20 protein-coding genes and 1 pseudogene are annotated in these 20,763 nt (G+C 72.5%); 9 read left to right on the forward strand and 12 right to left on the reverse strand.

Annotated features, from left to right (window positions below; genetic code table 11):
- Positions 1-13 precede the first annotated feature (13 nt).
- A complete protein-coding gene (locus tag FHX39_RS04000) occupies positions 14-1,768 on the forward strand; it encodes a DEAD/DEAH box helicase (protein WP_183336899.1) in 1,755 nt (584 codons plus the stop codon).
- A 19-nt stretch (positions 1,769-1,787) separates the two neighbouring features.
- Here FHX39_RS04000 and FHX39_RS04005 read toward each other — a convergent pair whose 3' ends face one another.
- From FHX39_RS04005 to FHX39_RS04020, 4 genes are all read right to left on the reverse strand, one after another.
- Positions 1,788-3,299, reverse strand: a complete 1,512-nt coding sequence (locus tag FHX39_RS04005) for a mannitol dehydrogenase family protein (RefSeq protein ID WP_183336900.1) — start codon at positions 3,297-3,299, stop codon at positions 1,788-1,790.
- Positions 3,296-4,201, reverse strand: coding sequence for a carbohydrate ABC transporter permease (locus tag FHX39_RS04010; protein WP_183336901.1), 906 nt, complete (start codon positions 4,199-4,201; stop codon positions 3,296-3,298). Before FHX39_RS04010 ends, FHX39_RS04005 begins: the two co-directional genes overlap by 4 nt.
- A gap of 1 nt (position 4,202) precedes the next feature.
- The gene (locus FHX39_RS04015) at positions 4,203-5,168 is read right to left on the reverse strand and encodes a carbohydrate ABC transporter permease (protein WP_183336902.1); all 966 of its coding nucleotides are present in this window, start codon (positions 5,166-5,168) and stop codon (positions 4,203-4,205) included.
- 146 nt (positions 5,169-5,314) lie between these two features.
- Positions 5,315-6,691 (reverse strand): extracellular solute-binding protein, encoded by a 1,377-nt coding sequence (locus tag FHX39_RS04020; protein ID WP_183336903.1) that lies wholly within the window; start codon positions 6,689-6,691, stop codon positions 5,315-5,317.
- Positions 6,692-7,080: 389 nt separating this feature from the next.
- On the opposite strand from FHX39_RS04020, the gene FHX39_RS04025 reads away from it, so the two are divergent.
- A complete protein-coding gene (locus tag FHX39_RS04025) occupies positions 7,081-7,962 on the forward strand; it encodes an RDD family protein (protein WP_183336904.1) in 882 nt (293 codons plus the stop codon).
- Positions 7,963-8,031: 69 nt separating this feature from the next.
- On the opposite strand, the gene FHX39_RS04030 is transcribed toward FHX39_RS04025, so the two are convergent.
- Genes FHX39_RS04030 through FHX39_RS04050 form a run of 5 tightly spaced genes read right to left on the reverse strand, consistent with a single transcriptional unit; the run spans position 8,032 to position 11,653 of the window.
- Positions 8,032-8,766 (reverse strand): hypothetical protein, encoded by a 735-nt coding sequence (locus FHX39_RS04030; RefSeq protein ID WP_183336905.1) that lies wholly within the window; start codon positions 8,764-8,766, stop codon positions 8,032-8,034.
- A gap of 10 nt (positions 8,767-8,776) precedes the next feature.
- Complete coding sequence (locus tag FHX39_RS04035; protein ID WP_183336906.1) at positions 8,777-9,004, reverse strand: hypothetical protein; 228 nt, start codon at positions 9,002-9,004, stop codon at positions 8,777-8,779.
- A gap of 49 nt (positions 9,005-9,053) precedes the next feature.
- Complete coding sequence (locus FHX39_RS04040; protein WP_183336907.1) at positions 9,054-9,656, reverse strand: maleylpyruvate isomerase N-terminal domain-containing protein; 603 nt, start codon at positions 9,654-9,656, stop codon at positions 9,054-9,056.
- A gap of 3 nt (positions 9,657-9,659) precedes the next feature.
- Positions 9,660-10,268: an isochorismatase family protein gene (locus FHX39_RS04045; RefSeq protein WP_183336908.1), complete on the reverse strand. Its 609-nt coding sequence runs from the start codon at positions 10,266-10,268 to the stop codon at positions 9,660-9,662.
- Complete coding sequence (locus FHX39_RS04050) at positions 10,265-11,653, reverse strand: nicotinate phosphoribosyltransferase (RefSeq protein WP_269778588.1); 1,389 nt, start codon at positions 11,651-11,653, stop codon at positions 10,265-10,267. The genes FHX39_RS04045 and FHX39_RS04050 overlap by 4 nt, the downstream gene beginning before the upstream one ends.
- A gap of 100 nt (positions 11,654-11,753) precedes the next feature.
- Between FHX39_RS04050 and clpS the strand changes: the two genes are divergently transcribed.
- From clpS to FHX39_RS04080, 6 genes and pseudogenes are all read left to right on the forward strand, one after another.
- Positions 11,754-12,071, forward strand: a complete 318-nt coding sequence (gene clpS, locus FHX39_RS04055; protein ID WP_332836656.1) for an ATP-dependent Clp protease adapter ClpS — start codon at positions 11,754-11,756, stop codon at positions 12,069-12,071.
- A gap of 15 nt (positions 12,072-12,086) precedes the next feature.
- Positions 12,087-12,662 (forward strand): DUF2017 domain-containing protein, encoded by a 576-nt coding sequence (locus FHX39_RS04060; protein ID WP_183336911.1) that lies wholly within the window; start codon positions 12,087-12,089, stop codon positions 12,660-12,662.
- A 43-nt stretch (positions 12,663-12,705) separates the two neighbouring features.
- Positions 12,706-13,176: pseudogene (locus FHX39_RS21990) on the forward strand (NUDIX domain-containing protein).
- A 44-nt stretch (positions 13,177-13,220) separates the two neighbouring features.
- A complete protein-coding gene (locus FHX39_RS04070) occupies positions 13,221-14,525 on the forward strand; it encodes an ABC transporter substrate-binding protein (RefSeq protein ID WP_183336912.1) in 1,305 nt (434 codons plus the stop codon).
- Positions 14,522-15,451, forward strand: a complete 930-nt coding sequence (locus FHX39_RS04075; RefSeq protein ID WP_198423255.1) for a carbohydrate ABC transporter permease — start codon at positions 14,522-14,524, stop codon at positions 15,449-15,451. Before FHX39_RS04070 ends, FHX39_RS04075 begins: the two co-directional genes overlap by 4 nt.
- Positions 15,448-16,272: a carbohydrate ABC transporter permease gene (locus tag FHX39_RS04080; protein ID WP_183336913.1), complete on the forward strand. Its 825-nt coding sequence runs from the start codon at positions 15,448-15,450 to the stop codon at positions 16,270-16,272. Before FHX39_RS04075 ends, FHX39_RS04080 begins: the two co-directional genes overlap by 4 nt.
- A gap of 118 nt (positions 16,273-16,390) precedes the next feature.
- Here the strand turns inward: FHX39_RS04080 and FHX39_RS04085 are convergent, their stop codons facing one another.
- A complete protein-coding gene (locus FHX39_RS04085; protein ID WP_332836657.1) occupies positions 16,391-17,284 on the reverse strand; it encodes an EamA family transporter in 894 nt (297 codons plus the stop codon).
- 83 nt (positions 17,285-17,367) lie between these two features.
- Between FHX39_RS04085 and FHX39_RS04090 the strand changes: the two genes are divergently transcribed.
- Positions 17,368-18,261, forward strand: coding sequence for a LysR family transcriptional regulator (locus tag FHX39_RS04090; RefSeq protein WP_183336914.1), 894 nt, complete (start codon positions 17,368-17,370; stop codon positions 18,259-18,261).
- Here the strand turns inward: FHX39_RS04090 and FHX39_RS04095 are convergent.
- Complete coding sequence (locus FHX39_RS04095; RefSeq protein WP_183336915.1) at positions 18,245-19,603, reverse strand: esterase-like activity of phytase family protein; 1,359 nt, start codon at positions 19,601-19,603, stop codon at positions 18,245-18,247. The two genes, FHX39_RS04090 and FHX39_RS04095, sit on opposite strands and share 17 nt — an antisense overlap.
- A 78-nt stretch (positions 19,604-19,681) precedes the next feature.
- Positions 19,682-20,692 carry a Rossmann-fold NAD(P)-binding domain-containing protein gene (locus FHX39_RS04100; RefSeq protein ID WP_183336916.1) on the reverse strand — a complete coding sequence of 337 codons (1,011 nt, stop codon included), beginning with the start codon at positions 20,690-20,692 and terminating at the stop codon, positions 19,682-19,684.
- Between the last annotated feature and the right edge of the window lie 71 nt (positions 20,693-20,763).

Here is a 20,763-nt window from a genome sequence, read left to right on the forward strand (position 1 = left end):
TAAACTTCGTCGGATGTCCCAGCCCGAGCTCAGCCCCACCGGGCTGCCCCCAGCCTTCCCGGGCCGGGCGGCGTGGGGGACCGCCGGTGCCCTGCGCGCCTGGCAGACGGCGGCGCTGGAGCAGTACTTCGCCGACGAGCCGCGCGACTTCCTCACCGTCGCCACGCCCGGCGCGGGCAAGACCTCCTTCGCCCTCGCGGTCGCGTCCAACCTGCTGGCCCGCCGCCGCGTCGACCGGGTCGTCGTCGTGGCGCCGACCGAGCACCTCAAGGTGCAGTGGGCCCAGGCCGCGGAACGCATCCACCTCGCCATCGACCCCGAGTACGGCGTCCGGCAGGGCAAGGCGTCGCGCGACTTCGTCGGGATCGCCCTCACGTACGCGGCCGTCGCGGCCAACCCGCTCGCCCTCCGCATCCGGGTCGAGGGCTTCAAGACCCTGGTCATCCTCGACGAGGTGCACCACGCGGGCGACGCACTCAGCTGGGGCGAGGCCGTGCGCGAGGCGTTCGAGCCGGCCACGCGCCGCCTGATGCTGACCGGGACGCCGTTCCGCTCCGACACGAACCCGATCCCGTTCGTCCGCTACGAGGCCGACTCGGCGGGGGGTCTGCGCTCGCGCGCCGACTACGCGTACGGCTACGCGGCGGCCCTCACCGACGGCATCGTCCGGCCGGTCCTGTTCATGGCCTACTCCGGCGACCTGAGCTGGCGCACCAGCGCCGGCGACGAGGTCAGCGCCCGGCTCGGCGGGCCGATGACCCGCGACCTCGCCGGCCAGGCCCTGCGGACCGCGCTCGACCCGCACGGCTCCTGGATGCCCGCCGTGCTCCGGGCGGCCGACACCCGGCTCACCGAGGTCCGGGCGCACGTGCCGGACGCGGGCGGGCTGGTCATCGCGACCGACCAGACCGTCGCGCGCGCGTACGCGGAGCTGCTGACCGAGATCAGCGGCACCAAACCCGTCCTCGTGCTGAGCGACGAGCCCGGCTCGAGCAAGCGGATCCAGGCGTTCGCCGACTCCGACGCCCGGTGGATGGTCGCCGTCCGGATGGTGTCGGAGGGCGTCGACGTGCCCCGGCTGTCGGTCGGGGTCTATGCGACCTCGACGTCGACCCCGCTGTTCTTCGCCCAGGCCGTGGGCCGCTTCGTCCGGGCCCGCAAGCGCGGCGAGACGGCGTCGGTCTTCGTCCCGAGCGTGCCGCACCTGCTGCTGCACGCCGCCGAGATGGAACGCGAGCGCGACCACGTGCTCCGCGCCCCGGCCGGGAAGGACGACGACGGGCTGGACGACAGCCTGCTGGCCGAGGCCGAGCGGACGCTGACCGAGGAGGACCGCCCGGAGGGCGGGGGCTTCGCGGCGCTCGCCAGCGAGGCCGACTTCGACCGGGTCGTCTTCGACGGGGGCGAGTTCGGCATGGCCGCGCAGAGCGGCAGCGCGGAGGAGCAGGACTACCTCGGGCTGCCCGGACTGCTGGAGCCCGACCAGGTCAAGGACCTGCTGCGGCGCCACCAGGACTCCCAGTCGCGGGGGACCGTACGCCCCTCCGCCGTGCCCGACGCGACGACGGCGGAGCGCCTCAAGGAGCTGCGGCGCGAGCTGAACGGCCTCGTCGCCGCCTGGCACCACCGCACGAGCAGCCCGCACGGCGTGATCCACGCCGAGCTGCGCACGACCTGCGGGGGCCCGCCCACCGCCGTCGCCTCCGCGGACGACCTGGAGCGGCGCATCGCCACGATCCGGGGCTGGGCGACGCACCGGCGCTCCTAGGGGAGCGCCGGCGCGAGGCTCAGCGCGCGGACGCGACCAGGTCCTCGAGGGTCGCCCGCGAACCGCGCTCGTGGAGCGAGGCGAGCGTTGCCAGGTACGGCTTCGTGAACGCCTCCTGCTCGGCCAGGTCGCCGAAGAGGTCGGTGTTCTGGACGAAGGCCAGCGGCTCCTCGGACTGGCGGGCCGCCAGCGCCTTGAGCTGGTCGGCCAGCTGGTCGACGACCTCGATCGGCTCGCCCTGCTCGTCGACGGCCTCGTCGTAGCGCGCCCAGCTGGCCACGATCGCGGCCGACAGGGTCACCTCGCGACCGGCGGCGATGTTCTCGGCGATGACGGGGACGAGCCACTTCGGGATGCGGTCGGAGCTCTCCGCGCACAGGCGGGCGACGGTGTCGCGCACCCCGGCGTTGGAGAAGCGCTCGATCAGCTGCGGCTTGTAGGCCTCCAGGTCGACGCCGGGCACCGGCTGCAGCGTCGGCGTCGCCTCCCGGTTCATGTAGTCGAGCAGGAACGTCGCGAACAGCGGGTCCTGGCAGACCTCGTGCACCAGGCGGTAGCCCGCGAGGTAGCCGAAGTAGCACAGCGCCTGGTGGCTGGCGTTGAGCAGGCGCAGCTTCATCAGCTCGTACGGCTCGACGTCGGGCACGACCTCGACCCCGACCTCGTCGTACGGCGGCCGGCCGTCGGTGAAGTGCTCCTCGAGCACCCACTGCGTGAACGGCTCGCAGACCACCGGCCAGGCGTCGGTGATGCCGAAGCGCTCGGCCACCTGCGCCCGGTCCTCGTCGGTGGTCACCGGGGTGATCCGGTCGACCATCGAGTTCGGGAACGCCACGTTGGCGGTGATCCAGTCACCCAGCCCGGCGTCCCCCGACGCCTCGCCCTTGAGCCGGGCGTACGCGGTGAACACCTCCGCCGCGATGTGGCCGTTGCCCTGGATGTTGTCGCAGGACATGATCGTGAACGGCACGACGCCGCGGTCCCGCCGACGGACCAGCGCCTCGACGACCAGGCCGAAGACCGTCGCCGGGACGGCTCCCGGCTCGAGGTCGGCCTTGACCCGCGGGTTCTCGGCGTCGAACCTGCCCGTCACGGGGGAGAAGTTGTACCCGCCCTCGGTGACCGTCAGGGAGACGATCCGGGTGGCCGGGTCGGCCATCTTCTCGATGACCGCCTCGGGGTCGTCCGGGGCGTAGAGGTACTCCACGATCGAGCCGATGACGCGGGGGGTCCACGTGCCGTCGGGTGCCTTGAGCACGAGCGTGTAGAGGCAGTCCTGCGACACCAGCGCGTCGCGCATCCTGAGGTCGAACGGCATGACGCCGACGCCGCAGATGCCGAAGTCGAGGCCAAGCCCGGAGTTCATCAGCTGGTCCAGGTACATCGCCTGGTGCGCGCGGTGGAAGCCGCCGACGCCGAAGTGGACGATGCCCGTCGTGACCTGGCTGCGGTCGTACGTGGGTCCGGGGACGTCGAGCGAGCCGACGGTCTTCGCATTCAGCGCGACCGGGGCGGACTGCTCCGGGCTCACTTGACCGCCCCGAGCGACAGGCCCTGCACGAGCTTGTCCTGGGCGGCGAAGCCGGCGATCAGGACGGGCAGCGACACGGCGGTGGCGGCCGCGCAGACCTTGGCCAGGAACAGGCCCTGCGAGGTGACGAAGCTGGTCAGGAAGACCGGGGCCGTCTGGGCCACGATGCTGGTCAGGGTGTTGGCCAGCAGCAGCTCGTTCCAGCTGAAGATGAAGCAGATCAGCGCGGTGGCCGCGATCCCGGGGGAGATGATCGGGACGATGATGCTGCGCAGTGTGCGGATGAGCCCGGCGCCGTCGATGGAGGCCGCCTCGAACAGCTCGACCGGGATGTCGGCCAGGAACGAGCGGAGCATCCACACCGCGATCGGCAGGTTCATCGCCGTGTAGAGGATGACGATGAAGTTGATGTTGTCGAGCACGCCGATCGTCTTGGCGATGATGTAGAGCGGCAGCAGGCCGGCGACCGCGGGCAGGAACTTGGTCGACAGGAAGAAGAACATGACGTCGGTCCACTTCTCGACCGGCTTCACCGACAGCGCGTACGCGGCCGGGATGGCGAGCAGGATGACCACGATCGTCGAGACGATCGAGGCGGTCGCGGAGTTGATCAGCGGCGGCCAGGGGCTGGCACCCGAGGACGCGCCGAAGAACTCGCGGTAGCCGTCGAGGGTGAGCGGGGCGAAGAAGCTCGGCGGGTTCGTCGCCGCGTCGAACTCCGAGTGCAGGCTGGTCAGCAGCATGTAGAAGACCGGGAACACGAAGATGATCCCGATGACCCAGGCGAGCAGGCCGAGGAAGATGCCGCCCTTGCTGCCGCGGCGGTTGTTGCGGACGCGGGCGTTCGACGCACGCTTCTCGGCGGCCGTCTTCGACGGGTTGGCGGCCAATGCGGTCGTCATGTCAGTTCCCTTCCTCGAACAGGCTGGACACGGTGCGCAGGGCGAAGGTCGCGATGATGATCGTGCCGATCACGACGATCACGCCCTGGGCCGAGGCCAGGCCGTAGTCCTGGGCGTTGTAGAGCGTCTGGTAGATCGTGTACGGCAGGTTCGCGGTGCCGTACGCACCGGCGGTCAGGGTGAAGACCGAGTCGAACTGCTGGATGATGTAGATCGTGCCGAGCAGGCCGGCCAGCTCGAGGTAGCGGCGCATGTGCGGCATGGTCATGTTCGCGAAGGTCTGCCAGGCGTTCGCCCCGTCGACCTGCGCGGCCTCCATGACGTCGCCGGGCCGGGACTGCAGCCCGGCCAGCAGGATCAGGGTCATGAACGGGGTCCACTGCCAGATCAGCTCGCCCATGATCGCGAGGCGGGGGAAGTCGGTGATCCAGTCCGGCTGCGGGGCGCTCGCGCCGAAGACCTGGGTGAGCAGACCGTTGAAGAGGCCGTACTCCGGGTTGTACATCGCGTGCTTCCACAGCAGGGCCGCGGCCACCGGGACCACCAGGAACGGCGCGATCATCATCGTGCGCACGGCGCCGCGGCCGATGAAGTTCCGGTTGAGGAGCAGCGCGATCCCGAGGCCGAAGGCGAGCGAGACCAGCACGACCGTGACGGTCAGCAGGATGGTGAAGAAGACGCTCTGGCGCAGGCCCGCGTCGGTGAAGACGGTGACGAAGTTCTGCAGCGTGCCGAACTTGATCTCGTCGGGGTAGTTCGCGTTCCAGTTGGTGAACGACACCAGGATCGTCGCCACGAACGGCAGCTGCGTCATGATCACGATGAACGCGAGGGCCGGCAGCAGCGGCACGCGCCGCGCCCAGCCCTTCTTGTCGCCCCAGCGCTCGCCGAAGCTGCGCTCGGGGACCTTGGTCTTCTTCGGGGCCGGCGCCGTCTGGTCGGGCGGTGTGGCGGTGGCGGTGGCCATGCGCTGCTCCTCGCGTGTGCTTCAGGGTCTGAGGTGTCCGGTGACCCGTCCCCGGCGCGGGGCCGGGGACGTCCGGAAGTGGGTCGAGGCCGGGCCGCACCCCGCTGGTCGAGACCAGCGGAGGTGCGACCCGACCTCGGAGAGGGCTACTTGCCCTTGTACTTGTCGCCCGCGGCCTGCGCGAGCTTCTGGCCGTTGTCGAGCGCCTCGTCCACGGTCGTCTTGCCCGCGATCACGCCGGAGATGTCCTGGCTGATCTTGGTGGCGAAGTCGGTGAACTCGGGGATGTCGACGAACTGGATGCCGACCGTGGGCCGCGGCTGGACGCCGGGGTTCGTCGGGTCGGCGGACTCGATCGCCGTCTTGGTCGGCTCGGCGAAGGCACCGGCCGCCTTGATGTAGTCGGCGTTGGCGTAGGTCGACTCACGCTTGCCCGCGGGCACCGTGGCCCAGCCGTCCTGCTGGCCCACGAGGTTCTCGTAGTCCTTGCCCGACGCCCAGGAGATGAACTTCCAGGCGTTGTCGGCCTTGGTGCTCTTCTTCTCGATCATCCACGACCAGGCGTACAGCCAGCCGGAGGCCTTGGTCTCCTTGACCGGGGCCTGGACGTAGCCCATCTTGCCCTTGACCGGGGAGTCCGGCGCCTCGAGCGAGCCGGCGGCGGAGGTGGCGTCGTACCACATCGCCGTCTTGCTCTGCGTGGTCGCCGTCAGGCACTCGGCGAAGCCGGCCTGCGCCGCACCCGCCTCGCCGTGGGCCTTCACGAGGTCGGTGTAGAAGGTCGTCGCGTCCTTGAACGGCTGCGCGTTGACCTGGGCGTTCCAGTCCTTGTCGAACCAGGTGCCGCCGAAGGTGTTGACCACGGTGGTCAGCGGGGCGAAGACCTCGCCCCAGCCGGGCAGGCCGCGCAGGCAGATGCCCTTCATGCCGGACTCGGCGCCGTCCATCTTGGCCGCGGCGGCCGCGACCTCGTCCCAGGTCGGGGTCTCGTTGAACTTGACGCCGACCTTCTCCGCGATGTCCTTGCGGTACATCAGGAAGGACGACTCGCCGTAGAACGGCTCGCCGTAGAGCTTGCCGTCCGGACCCGTCAGCGACTTCGTCATCGACGGGAAGATGTCGGCCTGGTCGAACGTGGTGTCGGCCTTGTAGGCGGGGATGTCGTCGAGCGGCGTCAGCCAGCCGTTCTTGGAGTAGATCGGCACCTCGAAGTTCGACAGCGTCGCGACGTCGAACTGGCCGGACTGGTTGGCGAACTCCTGCGCGGCCTGGTTGCGCATGTCGTTCTCGGGCTTGACGGTGAAGTTCACCGTGATCCCGGACTGCTTGGTGAACTCGCCGATGTGCTTCTGCAGCGCGAGCATCTGGGGGTTGTTGACCATGAGGACGTTGATGGAGTTGTCGCTCGCTCCACCGCCACCCCCTCCGACTCCACCGGCACCGCCGGCGCCGCTGCACGCGGCGGTCGCGGCGAGCACGGTGGACAGGCCCACGGCGGCGACCAGCTTGGACGTCAAGCGCATCTGGGAACTCTTTCTCTGGAACAACGGACGGAGATCCCGCCCGGAGGCCGGTCCGAGGGACCGGCTCCGACGCGGAGCGACAGCCCGCGCGCCTCAGAGCCCGGGCCCGCCCGCGTCCGTCCAGGCCGGTCCGCCCGGGTCCCGGCGCCTCGCGCCCGACCCGTCGTCCCGTCCCGATCTCACGCTGATCAGTACACGTCGCTCCGCAGGCCGTCACCGGCTGCCCTTGCTGGGTCTAGGTATATCCGACCGGACCGGCTGTGACCAGACCGTTGCGCGTGTTGCCCGAGTCTTTGTTATCGGATCGGTACCGGGGCTAATTCGGGCGGGTCGCGTGCCCACCTGGTTGGAATCGGGGACCGACCGACCCGGAAACTAGGATGACGCCCATGTCTGACATCCCGGTGGGCTCACCGCCGGCTCCTCCCGGCCGCCACGCGGCTCCCGGCGGCTGGTACCCCGATCCGCTCGACCTCGCCCGCGAGCGCTACTGGGACGGCTGGCAGTGGTCGCGGAACACGCGCGACTCCGAGGTCCCCCCGGCCTACCGGCAGGCGCCCGGTGCGCCCGCCGCACCGCCCGGACCGTACGGGGGGCAGACCACGCCGTACGGCAGCCAGCCCGATCCGTACGGGAGCCAGCCCACGCCGTACGGGAGCCAGCCCACGCCGTACGGGGGACAGCCGGCGTACTACGGGGGCGCGCAGCAGCCCGCCTCCCGGCAGGCGGCCCGGACCGCGGACGGCGTGCCCCTGGCCGGCTGGTGGTGGCGTGCGCTCGCCGGGCTGATCGACGCCGCGCTCGTCGGGACGGTGTCCGGGCTGCTCACGCTGCCCTTCTACCGCGACCTGCTCGGTGCCGTTCGCACGTTCTGGAACGCCGCGCTGGCCGCCGCGCAGGCGGGTGCGCCCCCGCCGGCGACGCCGAACTTCGCCGCCATGATGACGGGCACGGACCAGCTGCTCGTGACGGCCGTGACCTTCGCGATCGGCATGGCCTACCACCTGCCGTTCCTGCGGACCCGCGGCGCGACGCTCGGGCTGCTGGCCTGCGGGCTGAAGGTGGTCCCGGTCGACGAGGGCCGGTCCACGGCCCGGCTGGGGTGGTCGACGGTGGTCGTCCGCGCTCTGCTCTGGGTGCTGCCCGGCGCGCTCAGCCTGCGCATCCTCACCGTCGCCGACGTCCTGCTGCCGCTGTGGCACCCGAAGCGTCAGACCCTGCACGACCTCGCCGCCCGCACCCAGGTGATCCGGACGCGCCAGGGCGGCTGAGCAGGTCGGCGGCCTCGCTGGAGAGCGCTCCCTGAGCCTGTCGAAGGGCCACGAAGTGGTCGGCGTGGCTCAGAGCAGGTCGGCGGCGGCGAGCCGGTCCAGCGTCGCCGCGACGTCGGCGTCGTCGACCCCGCGCAGGCGGCGGCGGATCCGGGCCTGGGTGGCGTCGTCCCACGCGGCGAGCGCGAGGCGCGAGCGGGTCTCGTCGGGCTGGGCGAGGAGCTGCTCGGCGTCCTCGGCCTCCGCGCCGTCGACGAGCGCCTCGACGGCCATCAGGACCGCGACCACGCCGTACGGGCCGAAGGTCTCGGCGCCGAGACCGGTCGCCTTGAAGGGCAGGTCGGCCTCGACGAGCACGGACATCTGCTCGGCCGCACCGCGGTGACCCGTCAGGTCGAGCCGGCCGTGCAGGCCCGCGGCCTCCACGACCTCGACCGCGTCGACCAGCCCGGCGCCGGCCGGGAGGCCGACCAGCACCTCTACGCCGTCCGGCAGCCCGGCCGCCGCCGCGACCACCCGGGCCGCGTTGCCGGCCAGGTCGTCGAGGTCGCGCAGCACCGTCTCCACCGCGACGAGCCGCAGCCCGTCCGCCCGGCGGGCGAGGGCGGCCACGCTGCCCGCGCCGCCGCTGGTCAGGACGTTGACCGCGACGTCGGGGTCGAGGCCGGCGAGCCGCTCGTCGCCCACGACCAGCGGGCCGACGGCCCAGCCGTCGCTGCGGTCGAGCAGGGCCCGGTAGGTCGCCGCGTCCACGGCGGTGCCGGTGGCGGGGGCGACGTGCAGCAGCGAGCGGAAGACGTCCATGCCCGGAACCCTACGGACGTCGGGCCGGGGGAGCCTGGTCCCGCCGCTTGCGGCGACGCTCGTAGACCCACAGGAACGGGCCCAGCACGGCCAGGGCGACGAGGAACGCCAGCACCCCCAGCACGAGGTCGTCGGTCCGCGACACCACGTACGCCCCCGCCGCCGCGCAGGGCAGCGCCAGGAGCCAGAGCCGGCCGTACTGGCCCAGCTCCGCGCGTCGCTTCGGGTCGATCTCCACGGGTCAGGTCCTCTCGGGGGTCACGGGGCTGAGGTTCACAGGTCCCTGGTCACCGGACGGGCACCCGTCCGGCGAACTCGGGCCGCGGCAGCCCGGCGGCGGCAGACGCCTCGACCGTACGTCGGGCCAGCCCGAGGGCCAGGGCGCTGGGCGGGGGGACGTCGAGCTCCCGGGCCAGGTCGAGCTGGTGCACGGCGAGCTCGACCGCCCAGGTGGCGCAGAGGTCGCCGGTGGTGAGCACCCCGGCCTGGAAGGCGAGCACCCCGTCGTCCAGCCGACCCACCGCCGACGACAGCGCGGCGGTCACCGTGCGCAGCGGCGCGACGGCTCCGGTCGGGGCCCGGGTGGCGGACGCGAGCCGGCGGATCGCCAGCAGCCCGGCGATCTCGTCGGCGCGGCCGACCGACGGCAGGCTGCCCCAGTAGGTCGCGGCGTCGAGGTCGGGCGCCCGGTCGGTCCGGCCCACCTCGAGCAGGGCGACGGCGACTTCCTCCAGCCCGAGCCGGACGTGGGTCACCACGTCGACGACCGACCAGCCCCAGCAGCCCGACGCCGCGAGGAGCGCGTGGTCGTCGAGCGGTTCCGCCGCGGCGAGGAAGCCGTCGAGTGCCTCGAGGAACGCGGCCCGGCCCTCCGCGTGGGCGACCCGCACGGCTCAGCCCTCGCGGGTGCCGACGCCCGCCGCTCGCCAGGCCGCGTACGTGTCCTCGACCCGCTCGGGCGCCACGGCGGCGACCAGGGCGGAGAGCACCGTGGGCGAGAAGCCCTCGCGGGCGGCGTCGAGCGCGGTCGCCCGGACGCAGAAGTCGGTGGCGATGCCGCAGACGTCGACGCGGTCGATGTCGTGCGCCCGCAGCCAGGCGGCGAGACCGGCACCGTCGGCGGCCCGTCCCTCGAAGCCGGAGTAGGCGGCGGTGTACTCGCCCTTGTCGAAGACGGCGTCGAAGTCACCGGTGGCGAGCGGGTCGGTGAACTCGACCCCGTCGGTGCCGACCACGCAGTGGGGCGGCCAGGTGTCGACGAAGTCGGGGTGGTCGGAGAAGTGCCCGGCGGGGTCGATGTGGTGGTCCCGGGTCGCGACGACGGCGTCGTAGCCGTGGTCCCCGGCCAGCAGCTCCTTGACCCCGGCGGCGACGGCCAGCCCGCCGGCCACGGCCAGCGACCCGCCCTCGCAGAAGTCGCGCTGCACGTCGACGACGACCAGCGCCGTACGGGTGCTGCCGGTCGGGGTGCTGCTGGTCGAGGTGGTGCTCCCGGTGCTCACGCGCGGTCCCCCTCCGGGGCGTAGGGGTTGACGACCGGGGCCGCGGCCCCGCTCCAGCGGGTCGGGATGACGGCCTCGCCCTTGGACAGCTTGCGGGCCTCGATCGGCAGCTCCGCCCGGGCGGCGGCGTGCCGCGCGCGGGCCGCGGCGAGCGGTTCCTCGCCGACGATCTCGCCGTCCACGACCAGGGGCACGAGCAGGGCCCGGTCGTTGCCGTCGTCGACCGGCGGCTCGCCCACCCCGATCTCCTCGGCCTCGGCGACCCCGTTCGCGTCGATGCGACGCAGCGCCCACTTGCGGCCGCCGACCGACACCTTGTCCTGGCTCTTCTTCGCCACGGCGACCAGCGGTGCGTCCGGGTCGTCGGAGTCGGCCCGGGCCACGAGCTTGTAGACGAAGCCGGAGGTCGGGTGGCCGCTGCCGGTGACCAGGGCCGTGCCCACGCCGTAGCTGTCGACCGGGGCGCCCGACAGCGAGGCGATCGCGTTCTCGTCGAGGTCGCTCGTCACCACGATGCGGGTGCTCGTCGCGCCGAGAGAGTCGAGCAGGCCCCGGACGCGGACCGCGAGCACCGACAGGTCGCCGGAGTCGAGCCGGACCGCGCCGAGCCGTCCGCCGGTGAGCTCGACACCGGTCCGGACGGCGTTCTCGACGTCGTAGGTGTCGACCAGCAGGGTCGTGCCCTCGCCGAGCGCCGCGAGCTGGGCGGTGAAGGCCTCCCGCTCGTCGCGGTGCAGCAGGGTGAAGGAGTGCGCGGCCGTCCCCGTGGTCGGCACCCCGTAGCGACGTCCGGCCTCGAGGTTGGACGTGGCGTCGAAGCCCGCCACGTACGCCGCCCGTGCCGCCGCCACGGCGGCCAGCTCGTGGGTGCGCCGCGACCCCATCTCGACGCAGGGGCGCCCGTCGGCGGCCAGCGTCATCCGCGAGGCGGCCGAGGCGATCGCGGAGTCGTGGTTGTAGATGCTGAGCAGCAGGGTCTCCAGCACGCAGCACTCCGCGAAGGTGCCCTCGACGACGAGCAGCGGCGAGCCGGGGAAGTAGATCTCGCCCTCGGGGTAGCCCCAGACCTGTCCGCGGAACGCGAAGCCGGCCAGCCACGTGGCCGTGCGGTCGTCGACGACGTCGTTCTCGGTGAGGAAGGTGAGCGACTCGTCGTCGAAGCGGAACTGCCGCAGCGCCCGGAGGGCCCGCCCGACGCCGGCCACGACGCCGTAGCGGCGACCGTCCGGCAGCCGCCGTCCGAAGAGCTCGAAGACCGAGTGGCGCTCCGCAGTCCCCGCCTGCAGGGCCGAGCGCAGCATCGTCAGCTCGTACTGGTCGGTGAGCAGCGCGGTCGTCGGCGCCTCGCGGGGGCCGAAGCGCGCGCGGCGCGCCTCGCCGTCCAGCGCGGCCGCCGGTCCGGCTGCGGGTCCGGGCGGGGTCGTGCTGGCTGCGCCGTCGGTCACGCGCGTCAGCGTACGAGGACGGCCTGACATCATGGGGACCGTGTCGGAGACCGGATCGCCCGCGGTGACGCCTGCCGGGGGCACGGCGGTCGCCGAGCGTCCGCTCGAGCAGGTCGTCCCCGACGTCCCCTGGGTGACGATCGTGTGGGACGACCCCGTCAACCTCATGTCGTACGTGGCGCACGTCTTCTCGACCTACTTCCACTACGCCAAGGCCAAGTCCGAGCGGCTGATGATGCAGGTGCACAACGAGGGCAAGGCCGTGGTGAGCAGCGGGAGCCGCGAGGCCATGGAGCGTGACGTCACCGCCATGCACGAGTACGGGTTGTGGGCGACGCTCGACAAGTCCGACGACTGAGCCGGTGACGCTGACATGAAGAAGTTCGTCCGCAGGCGCGGCGTCCTGACCACGGGTCTCAGCCCGTACGAGGTCGAGCTGCTCACCTCGCTGGTCCGCCAGGTCGTGGAGCTTGTGTCCGACGGCGAGCCCGAGGGCTTCGCCACCCCCGACCCGTCGGCCGACCCCTTCGAGGCGCTGACGGCCGGGCTCCAGGTCGACCCGGACGAGCCCGAGGTGTCGGACGACCCGGTGCTGCGCCGGATGTTCCCGAACGCCTACCCCCACGACGCCGACGCGTCGTCGGACTTCCGCCGCTTCACCGAGCGCGGGCTGCGGACGACGAAGGTCACCGACGCGGGCGTGGTGCTGGAGGACCTCGACGCCACCCGGGCGGGCAGCACCGACCTGCGGGTCGCGCCCGAGCACGTCGAGGCCTGGTTGCGCACCCTCACCACCGTCCGCATCGCGGTCGCGACGCGGCTCGGCGTCACCGACGCGGAGTCGGCCGAGCAGCTGGCCGACCTCGACGAGTCCGACCCCCGCAGCTACATGGTCAGCGTCTACGACTGGCTCGGCTTCGCCCAGGAGACGATGGTCGGCGCCCTGTGAGGCGAGCGGTGACGTGGCCTGTGACGTCCGGGGCGAGGCGCTGATGCTCCACGACGGCAACGGCTGGGTCGTGGACGCCCAGGGCCAGCGGCACTGGGGCCTCTTCGGCGCCGCCGGCCTGCTCGTCGTCGACCGGCGGGAGCCGGGCGCTCCGCTCGTCCTGCTGCAGCACCGGGCGGCCTGGACCGCCGACGGCGGGACCTGGGGCATCCCCGGCGGTGCCCGCGACAGCCACGAGGACGCGGTGGCCGCCGCGCTGCGCTAGGCCCACGAGGAGACCGGGCTGCCCGCCGACGCCGTCCGCCTGCTCGACGACCCGTACGTCGACGACCGCGGCGGCTGGAGCTACACCACGGTACTGAGCGAGCTCGTCGCCGACGTGACCCTCGTGGTCGAGCAGGAGTCGGAGGCCCTCGGCTGGGTGGCGGTCGACGAGGTCGACCGGCGCCTGCTGCACCGCGGCTTCGCCCGTGCGTGGCCGACGCTGAGGGCGCGGCTGGCGGATTCCGGGTAGGTGGCCCCGCAACCGGAACGGCCCGTGCCCGAGAATCACCGCTCATGGACTTCTCGCGTCGACGTTTCCTCGCCGGTTCCGCGGCGCTCACGGCGCCCCTGGCGCTCGCCGCCTGCGGCGGTTTCGCCCCCGCCGGCTCCCAGCCCAGCCAGCAGGCGGGCACGCTGAGCTTCACGACCTGGGGCACCGACGCCGAGCTCGCCGGGCTCCGGGACGTCATCGCCCGGTTCCAGCAGGCCAACGCCGGCACCACCATCAACCTCAACGCGGTGCCGTACGAGCAGATGTTCTCCAACATCGACGCGCAGATCCAGGCGGGCAACCCGCCGGACGTGTTCCGGGTGCCGTACTACACGTTCGGCAGCTACGCGGGCGCCGGCCAGCTGCTCGACCTCACGCCGCACCTGCCCGCCGGGTTCGCCGACCGCTTCACCCCGCAGGCCTGGGCCGCGGTGCAGAACGCGGGCAAGCCGTACGGCGTCCCGCACCACACCGACACCTCGGTGATCCTCTACAACAAGACGCTCCTCGACGCGGCGGGCGTCACGTCCGTGCCGACCGAGGTCGGCCAGGCCTGGACGTGGCCGCAGCTGCTGGACGTCGCCGGAAAGCTGCGCAGCTCGCTGCCGGGCTCGAAGTTCCCGATGGCCTACAACTGGCAGGGCAACGGGGTCACGCGCTGGCTGAGCCTGCTCTTCCAGGCTGACGGCCGGTTCCTGGGCGAGGACCTGAAGACCCCGGCCATCGACTCCGACGCGGGTCGCGCGGCGATCGACTTCAGCAAGCGCTTCTTCACCGACAAGCTGGTCCCGGCGAACGACTCGGTGAAGTCCACGACGTACGCGGCCGACACCTGGTACTCCCAGACCGCGGCGATGGTCTGGGGCGGCGCGTTCATGGTCCCGGACGCCGACAAGACGGCCGACTTCGAGTGGGGCACGACCTTCGCGCCGCGCAACGTCCGGGCGGGCAGCGACTTCGGCGGCAACGCGCTCGTGGCCACGGCGAAGGCGAAGGATCCTGCGCTCGCCGCGAAGTTCCTCGACTTCGTCACCGAGTCCGAATCGATGAAGAGCTTCTGCACCGCGGCGTCGCTGCTGCCGACCCGCGCGGACCTCGTCGAGAACGGCATCAGCTTCACCGTCCGTCCGGAGACGACCCCTGTCTTCCTCGGCCAGGCCGCGCAGGTGCGGGCGAGCGACTCCGGCCAGGTCGCCTCGCCGGTGATGAGCAAGATCATCACCGTGTTCAAGGACCAGCTCGAGCAGGCGTTCGTCGGCGGGCAGAGCACCGAGGCGACCATCGCCGGGCTGACCAAGGGCATCGCCGCGGCCACCGGCGCGCAGTGACCCAGGCCGCGAGCCGAGCAGCGGCTCGAGGAGGGACCCGAGCGCGCCCCCGCCACATCCGCGGCGAGGCGCGGGCGGCGTACGTGCTGCTCGCGCCCAACCTGCTGCTGCTCGGGCTCTTCGTGTTCGTGCCGCTCGTCGGCGCGTTCGTGATCAGCCTGCAGCGCACCGACGGCTTCGGGTCGGGGACGTTCGCCGGGCTCGACAACTACGCCCGGCTGCTGGGCGACGGGCTCTTCTGGCGCTCGTTGATCAACACGACGGCGTTCACGGTGCTCGTCACGCCGCTGTCGATGGCCCTCGGCCTCGGTGCGGCCGTGCTGCTCAACTCGGTGCTGCCGGCGCGGGGCGTGTTCCGGTCGGTGCTGATCCTGCCGATGGCGATCTCCGGGGTGGCGACCGCGCTGCTCGGCGTCCTGGTCTTCGACGAGAACAGCGGCGTGCTCGACAAGCTGCTGCAGTCGGTCGGGCTGCCCGCCGTGTCCTGGCAGTCGGGGAGCGGGGCCGCCTTCTCCTCGGTGGTCCTGGTGACGCTGTGGTGGCGGGTCGGCTTCAACATGCTGATCTACCTCGCTGGCCTGCAGGGGATCGGGCCCGACCTGTACGAGGCGGCCGTGCTCGACGGCGCGGGCCGCTGGCAGCAGTTCCGGCACCTGACCGTGCCGCTGCTCGGGGCGTCGACGTTCTTCCTGCTGATCTTGAACGTCATCTACTCGTTCCAGGTCTTCGACATCGTCTTCGTGCTCACCGGCGGCGGGCCGCGCAACGCCACGTCGGTCCTCGTGACGTACGCGTACGAGACCGGATTCGACACCCGCGACCAGGGCTACGCGGCGGCGATCGGGATGGTGCTGCTCGTGCTCGCGATGGCCTTCACGCTCGTGCAGTGGCGGACCAACCGCAGCCGCGACGAGGTGGGCGGATGACGCGCACGCGGCGGGGCCCGTACGTCGTCCGGCTCCTCGCGGCGGTCGTCGTCTCGCTGGTGGTGATCTTCCCGCTCTACTGGATGGTCGTCGTCGCGCTGTCGAGCCGGTCCGAGCTGCTGGGGTCGGCCGTCCGGCTCTGGCCGCGGGCGCTCACGACCGAGAACTTCGCCCGCGTGCTCTCGGCCTTCCCGGTCGCGACGTGGTTCGGCAACTCCGTCGCCATCGCGCTGACCACGGCGATCATCACCGTGGTGGTGAACCTGCTGGGCGGCTACGCGTTCGCGCAGCTGCGGTTCCGCGGGTCCAACGCGCTGTTCCTCACGGCGCTCGCGACGCTGACCCTGCCGGTGCAGGTGATCATGGTCGCGCTGTTCCGGCTGGTCACGGTGCTGGGCTTGTACGGCAGCTACTGGGCCGTGATCCTGCCGACCGCGGCGTCGGCGTTCGGGCTGTTCCTGGCGCGGCAGTTCATCCTCGCCATCCCGCGCGACCTGATCGAGGCCGCCCGGATCGACGGGGCGGGCTACTTCCGCGTGTTCACCCGGATCGTCCTGCCGATGTCCAAGCCGCTCGTCGCGGTGCTGTTCTTCATGAGCCTGCTGAGCACCTGGAACGACTTCGCCTGGCCGCTCGTGGCGCTGCAGGACAACCGGCTCTTCACCCTGCCGATCGGCCTGCTCTACCTGCAGGGGCAGTTCGGGCCGGACTACGGGGCGACGATGGCGTTCGCGCTGATCAACGTCACGCCGATGGTCGTGCTGTTCCTGGTTTTCCAGCGCTACTTCGTCCAGGGGTTCGCGAGGAGCGGCCTCCGCTGACGTCAGGCCCGGCCGGCACACCCTGCTTCTGCCGGCACACCGTCCTCAGGTCGGCACACCCTGCAGGGTGTGCCGAGGAGAGCAGGGTGTGCCCGGAGGAGCAAGGTGTGCCGCGGACTTAGGTGCTGACGGCGGCCTCCGGCGTGATGACGTCACGCGCGCCGGTCCGCTCGGCGCCTACCCCGGCGACGATGACGAAGGCGATCCCCACCACGGCCAGCGGCCGGGGGACCTGGTCGAGCAGGACGAGGCCGACGAGGAGCGCGAAGGCCGGTTCGAGGCACATCAGGGTGCCGAACGCCGCGGTGCTGAGGCGCCTCAGCGCGAGCATCTCCAGGCTGAAGGGCACGACCGGCAGCAGGACCGCCAGGCCGAGGCCGGCCAGCAGCAGCTCGGGCGTCATCCGACCGAACACCGAGGGGCCGACGGTCACCGTCGCCACGAGGGCGGCCACCGGCATCGAGACCGAGAGGCCGGCCAGCCCCTGCACCTGGTCGCCGACCCGCTGGGTGAGGAGGATGTACGCGGCCCAGCAGCACGCCGCCGCGAGGGCGAAGCCCACGCCGACCGGGTCCGCAGTCCCGGCCCAGGGCTCGGTCAGCAGGAGCACGCCGACGGCGGCGAACAGCGGCCAGACGAACCGACCCGTCCCGCGTCCGCGCGCGACCGCCACGCCGAGGGGCCCCAGGAACTCGAGGGCGCTCGCGGTGCCCAGCGGGAGCCGGGCGACGGCGGCCATGAAGAGCAGGGTGACGGACGCGGTCGCGACCCCGAGGAGGACCGTCGCGCCCAGGGCGGAACGGCTGAGCCGCAGCCGCCAGGGCCGGCCGATCACCAGGAACAGGGCCCCCGCCCAGACCAGCCGGAGCCACGCCGCACCCTCGGCACCAACCCGGTCGATCAGGGTCACCGACACCGCGAGACCGACCTGGACGCAGAGCATGGAGGTGGTCGCCATCGCCGCCCCGGAACGTGTCCGGCCGGCGACGGCGTACGAGGTGGTGGTGCTCACGACCCCAGTCAAGACGGGGGGCACCCTTCGCGTCCACGTGGTTGAGCCGGACCCACCGTTCACGTTCCATGAACAATGGCCGCATGGACCTGCGGCGACTCCGACTCCTGTTCGAGCTGTCGCGGCTCGGCTCCATGCGGGCCGTGGCCGAGACCCACGGGCTGACGACGTCGACGGTCTCGCAGCAGGTGGCCGCCCTGGCCCGGGAGGTCGGCGCACCGCTCGTGGAGCCGGACGGGCGCCGCGTACGCCTCACCCCGGCCGGCCTGCGCCTGGCCGACCACGCCGTGACCATCCTGGCCGCAGTCGACACGGCCCGGGCCGACCTCGACCCGGAGGCGGAGCCGTCCGGCACGCTGCGGGTCGGCGGGTTCGCGACCGCCGTCCGGAGCCGCCTGCTGCCGGTCATGGCCGAGCTGGAGGCGAGCCACCCGCAGGTGCGGGTCCTCGTCCGGGAGCACGAGCCGCTCGAGGCGCTCGGGCTGCTGGCCGAGGACGACCTGGACCTCGCGCTGACCTACGACTACAACCTGGCCCCGGCGCCGCTGCCGAGCACGATGAGGGCGGTCCCGCTCTGGACGACGGCGTGGGGGCTGGCCGTGCCGGCCGACGCCAGCGGTGCAGACCCCGACTCACCCGTCCGCGACCTGAGGCGGTGGTCCGGGCACGACTGGATCGTCAACTCGCGCAACACCGCCGACGAACGGGCGGTGGGCACGCTCGGTGCGCTGGCCGGCTTCACCCCGCGGATCACCCACCGCATCGACAGCCTCGACCTGGTCGAGGACCTGATCGTCGCGGGGCGGGGGATCGGGCTGTTGCCGTCCGGGCGCCCTTCGGCGCCCGGGACCCGCCTACTCGCGCTGGACGACCCGCCCGTGACGATGACCGCCTACGCGGTCACCCGGCTCGGGCGCGAGCAGTGGGCGCCGCTGCGCCTGCTGCTCGACCGCCTGGCGGTCAGTGCCGCTCGATGACCAGGAACTCGCCGGTGTCGACGGTCCCGTCGGGACGCTTCTTGGCCACCAGCCCGAAGGGGGCCGCGTCGCCCGTGCTGTCCGAGATCCCGAAGTCGCTGTCGTTGGAGACGATGATCTTGCGACCGCCGTCGAGCACGGCCACGCCCTCGATCTTGTCGTGGTCGAAGAACGTCCCGCCCGGTGCGGTGGCGGCGGTGAGCGCCCCGAGGTCCAGGTAGAGCTTCTTGGACACCGGCGTCACGCCGGCGGCGGTCAGCGCGGTCGTCGTCGCCGCGACGTCGCCGGTGCCCGCGACCGCCTCGAGGCTTTTCCCGCCGAGGCGGACGCCGGTCGTCGCGTCGTACGCGCCGGCGGTGGTGCGCGGGCCGACGTCGGTCGCCGGCGCGAGGTCGACCTCGTAGAGCTTCTTGACCGCCCCGGGACCGAACTCACCGTCGCGCTCGTCCACGACGAAGCGGGTCGCCGAGAGCGCGCCGATCTCGCTCACGGCGGTGCCGAGCTCCTTGGGGTTGTCGAGGACGTACGCGTACTCGTGCGTCTTCTTGGTCTTGAGGTCCACCGTGACGATGCGCGTGACCGCGACCGACTTCGGCTTGCCCGCGTCGGCCTGGGTGAGGGCGGACTGCATAATGCCGACCAGCGTCTTCCCGTCCGGGGTGATGGTCAGCCCCTCCATGCCGCGGTTCGGCGTCCGCAGCGCCAGCTCGCGCGGCAGGGTGCCGTCGAAGGGCGACAGCCGCGCGATCGCGCGTCCCTTCTTCGAGAAGTGGGTGATGAACGGCCCGTACTCGTCCGACACCCAGAACGTGCCGTCCTTCAGCGCGACGAGGCCCTCGGAGTCGTACCCGTACCTCGAGGGCGGCAGGACCTTCCCGTCCAGGTCGGTGATCGTCTCGCCGGTCGAGGCCTGCGGGTCGACCTGGCCGTTGTACGGGGTGCCGTCCTTCGCGCGGAGCTTGATCGTCTTGGTCAGCCTCGCTTTGCCGTCCTTCAGCGTGAACCGGCCGATGGCCGGTGTGAAGTCCGGGAACGGCTCGATCTTGCTGTCGTTCGGGCCGTCGACGTTCGGGCCACGGTCGGTCAGGCCGTACACCTGGTTCTTGTGCCCGGGCACGGGGGCGACGGCCGAGCCGAAGCCGTCGCCGCTGACCCGCACTCCGCCGGCGGTGCCGATGGGCGAGACCTTCTCGGTGTAGACGCGCAGCGAGATCGAGGTCTGCTTCGCGGGGTCGAAGGGGTGCGCGGCCTGGGCCGGGGCGGCGGTCGCGGCACCGGCCAGCGTGAGGCCGCCGACCAGGAGGGCGCGGGTGCCGAGGACGAGGGTTCGACGAGGAGTCACGAGCCGGGAACCTAGGCCTCCTCGGTGAACGTGGGGTGGCCCGCAGGTGACGTCCGGGGAGGCCCGGACCCCGTACGGTCAGCCGCCGGTGGCCTCCAGCGCGGCCAGCAGCGCCCGTTCCTCGTCGGCGGTCAGCCCGGCCCGTCGGACGCGGTCCGGCGGTCGCGTCCGCTCCCACGCGAGGGTGTCGGCCAGCGTCTCCGTCAGCGGCCGCGTCACCAGCCCCGCGGCGCGGGCCCGGGCGCCGTCGCGGGCGTTGAACCCGCGCCAGTCGGGGTCGGCGAGCCACAGCGGCAGCGACCGTGGCCCCATCCACGGCTCGACCCCCTGCTCCAGCAGCCAGGCCGGCGACGCCGCCCGGACCGGGCCGGTGTGCCCGGCCACCCGCCGCGCGACGTCCAGGTGCTCGGCCAGACCCAGGCTGGGCCCGACCACGTCGTACGTCCCGGTGAGCCGCCGAGCGCCCGCGTCGAGCAGCCACGCAGCGAGGTCGCGGACGTCGACGACCGACGTGGGCAGGTCCGGCTCGTCCGGCACCAGCACCGACCCGTCGCTGCCGGACGGGTCCGCGAACCGCGCCGGCCAGTACCCCGTGCGGTCGAACTCGTCGCCCGGACCGCCGATCAGCCCGACCCGCGCCACCAGCGCACGGTCCGTACCGAGGGCGTCGAGCACGAGACGTTCGCACGCGACCTTGGCCTCGCCGTAGACGGTCATGTCCGTCATGACGTCCCCCGCGAGCGGCGGCAGCAGCGTCGCCGACTCGTCCGCGCCGACCGTGCGGTGGTCGGCGTAGACGTTCCCGGACGACACGAACACCCAGTGCGCCGCGCGCCCGGCGAGCGCCCCGACCGCCCCGCGCACGTGCCCCGGCTGGCGCGCGACGTCGACGACGAGGTCCCAGGACGTGCATGCGACGGCCTCGTACGCGGCGGGCGAGGTCCGGTCGGCCTCGACCCATGTGGCGCCCGAAGGCGGAGAGCCGGAGGTGCCCCGGGCGAGGCACGTCACCGCGTTCCCGCCCGCCAGAGCCCGCCGGACCACCTCACGGCTCAACCACGCCGTCCCGCCCAGCACCAGGATCCGCACGCTTCGACTGAACCCCACCCGCGGCGCCCGTGGCCAGCGCCTTCACGCAGGGCGGAACCGGTTCCATCACG

This window comes from Microlunatus antarcticus, from assembly GCF_014193425.1.
Classification (GTDB): Bacteria; Actinomycetota; Actinomycetes; order Propionibacteriales; family Propionibacteriaceae; genus Microlunatus; species Microlunatus antarcticus.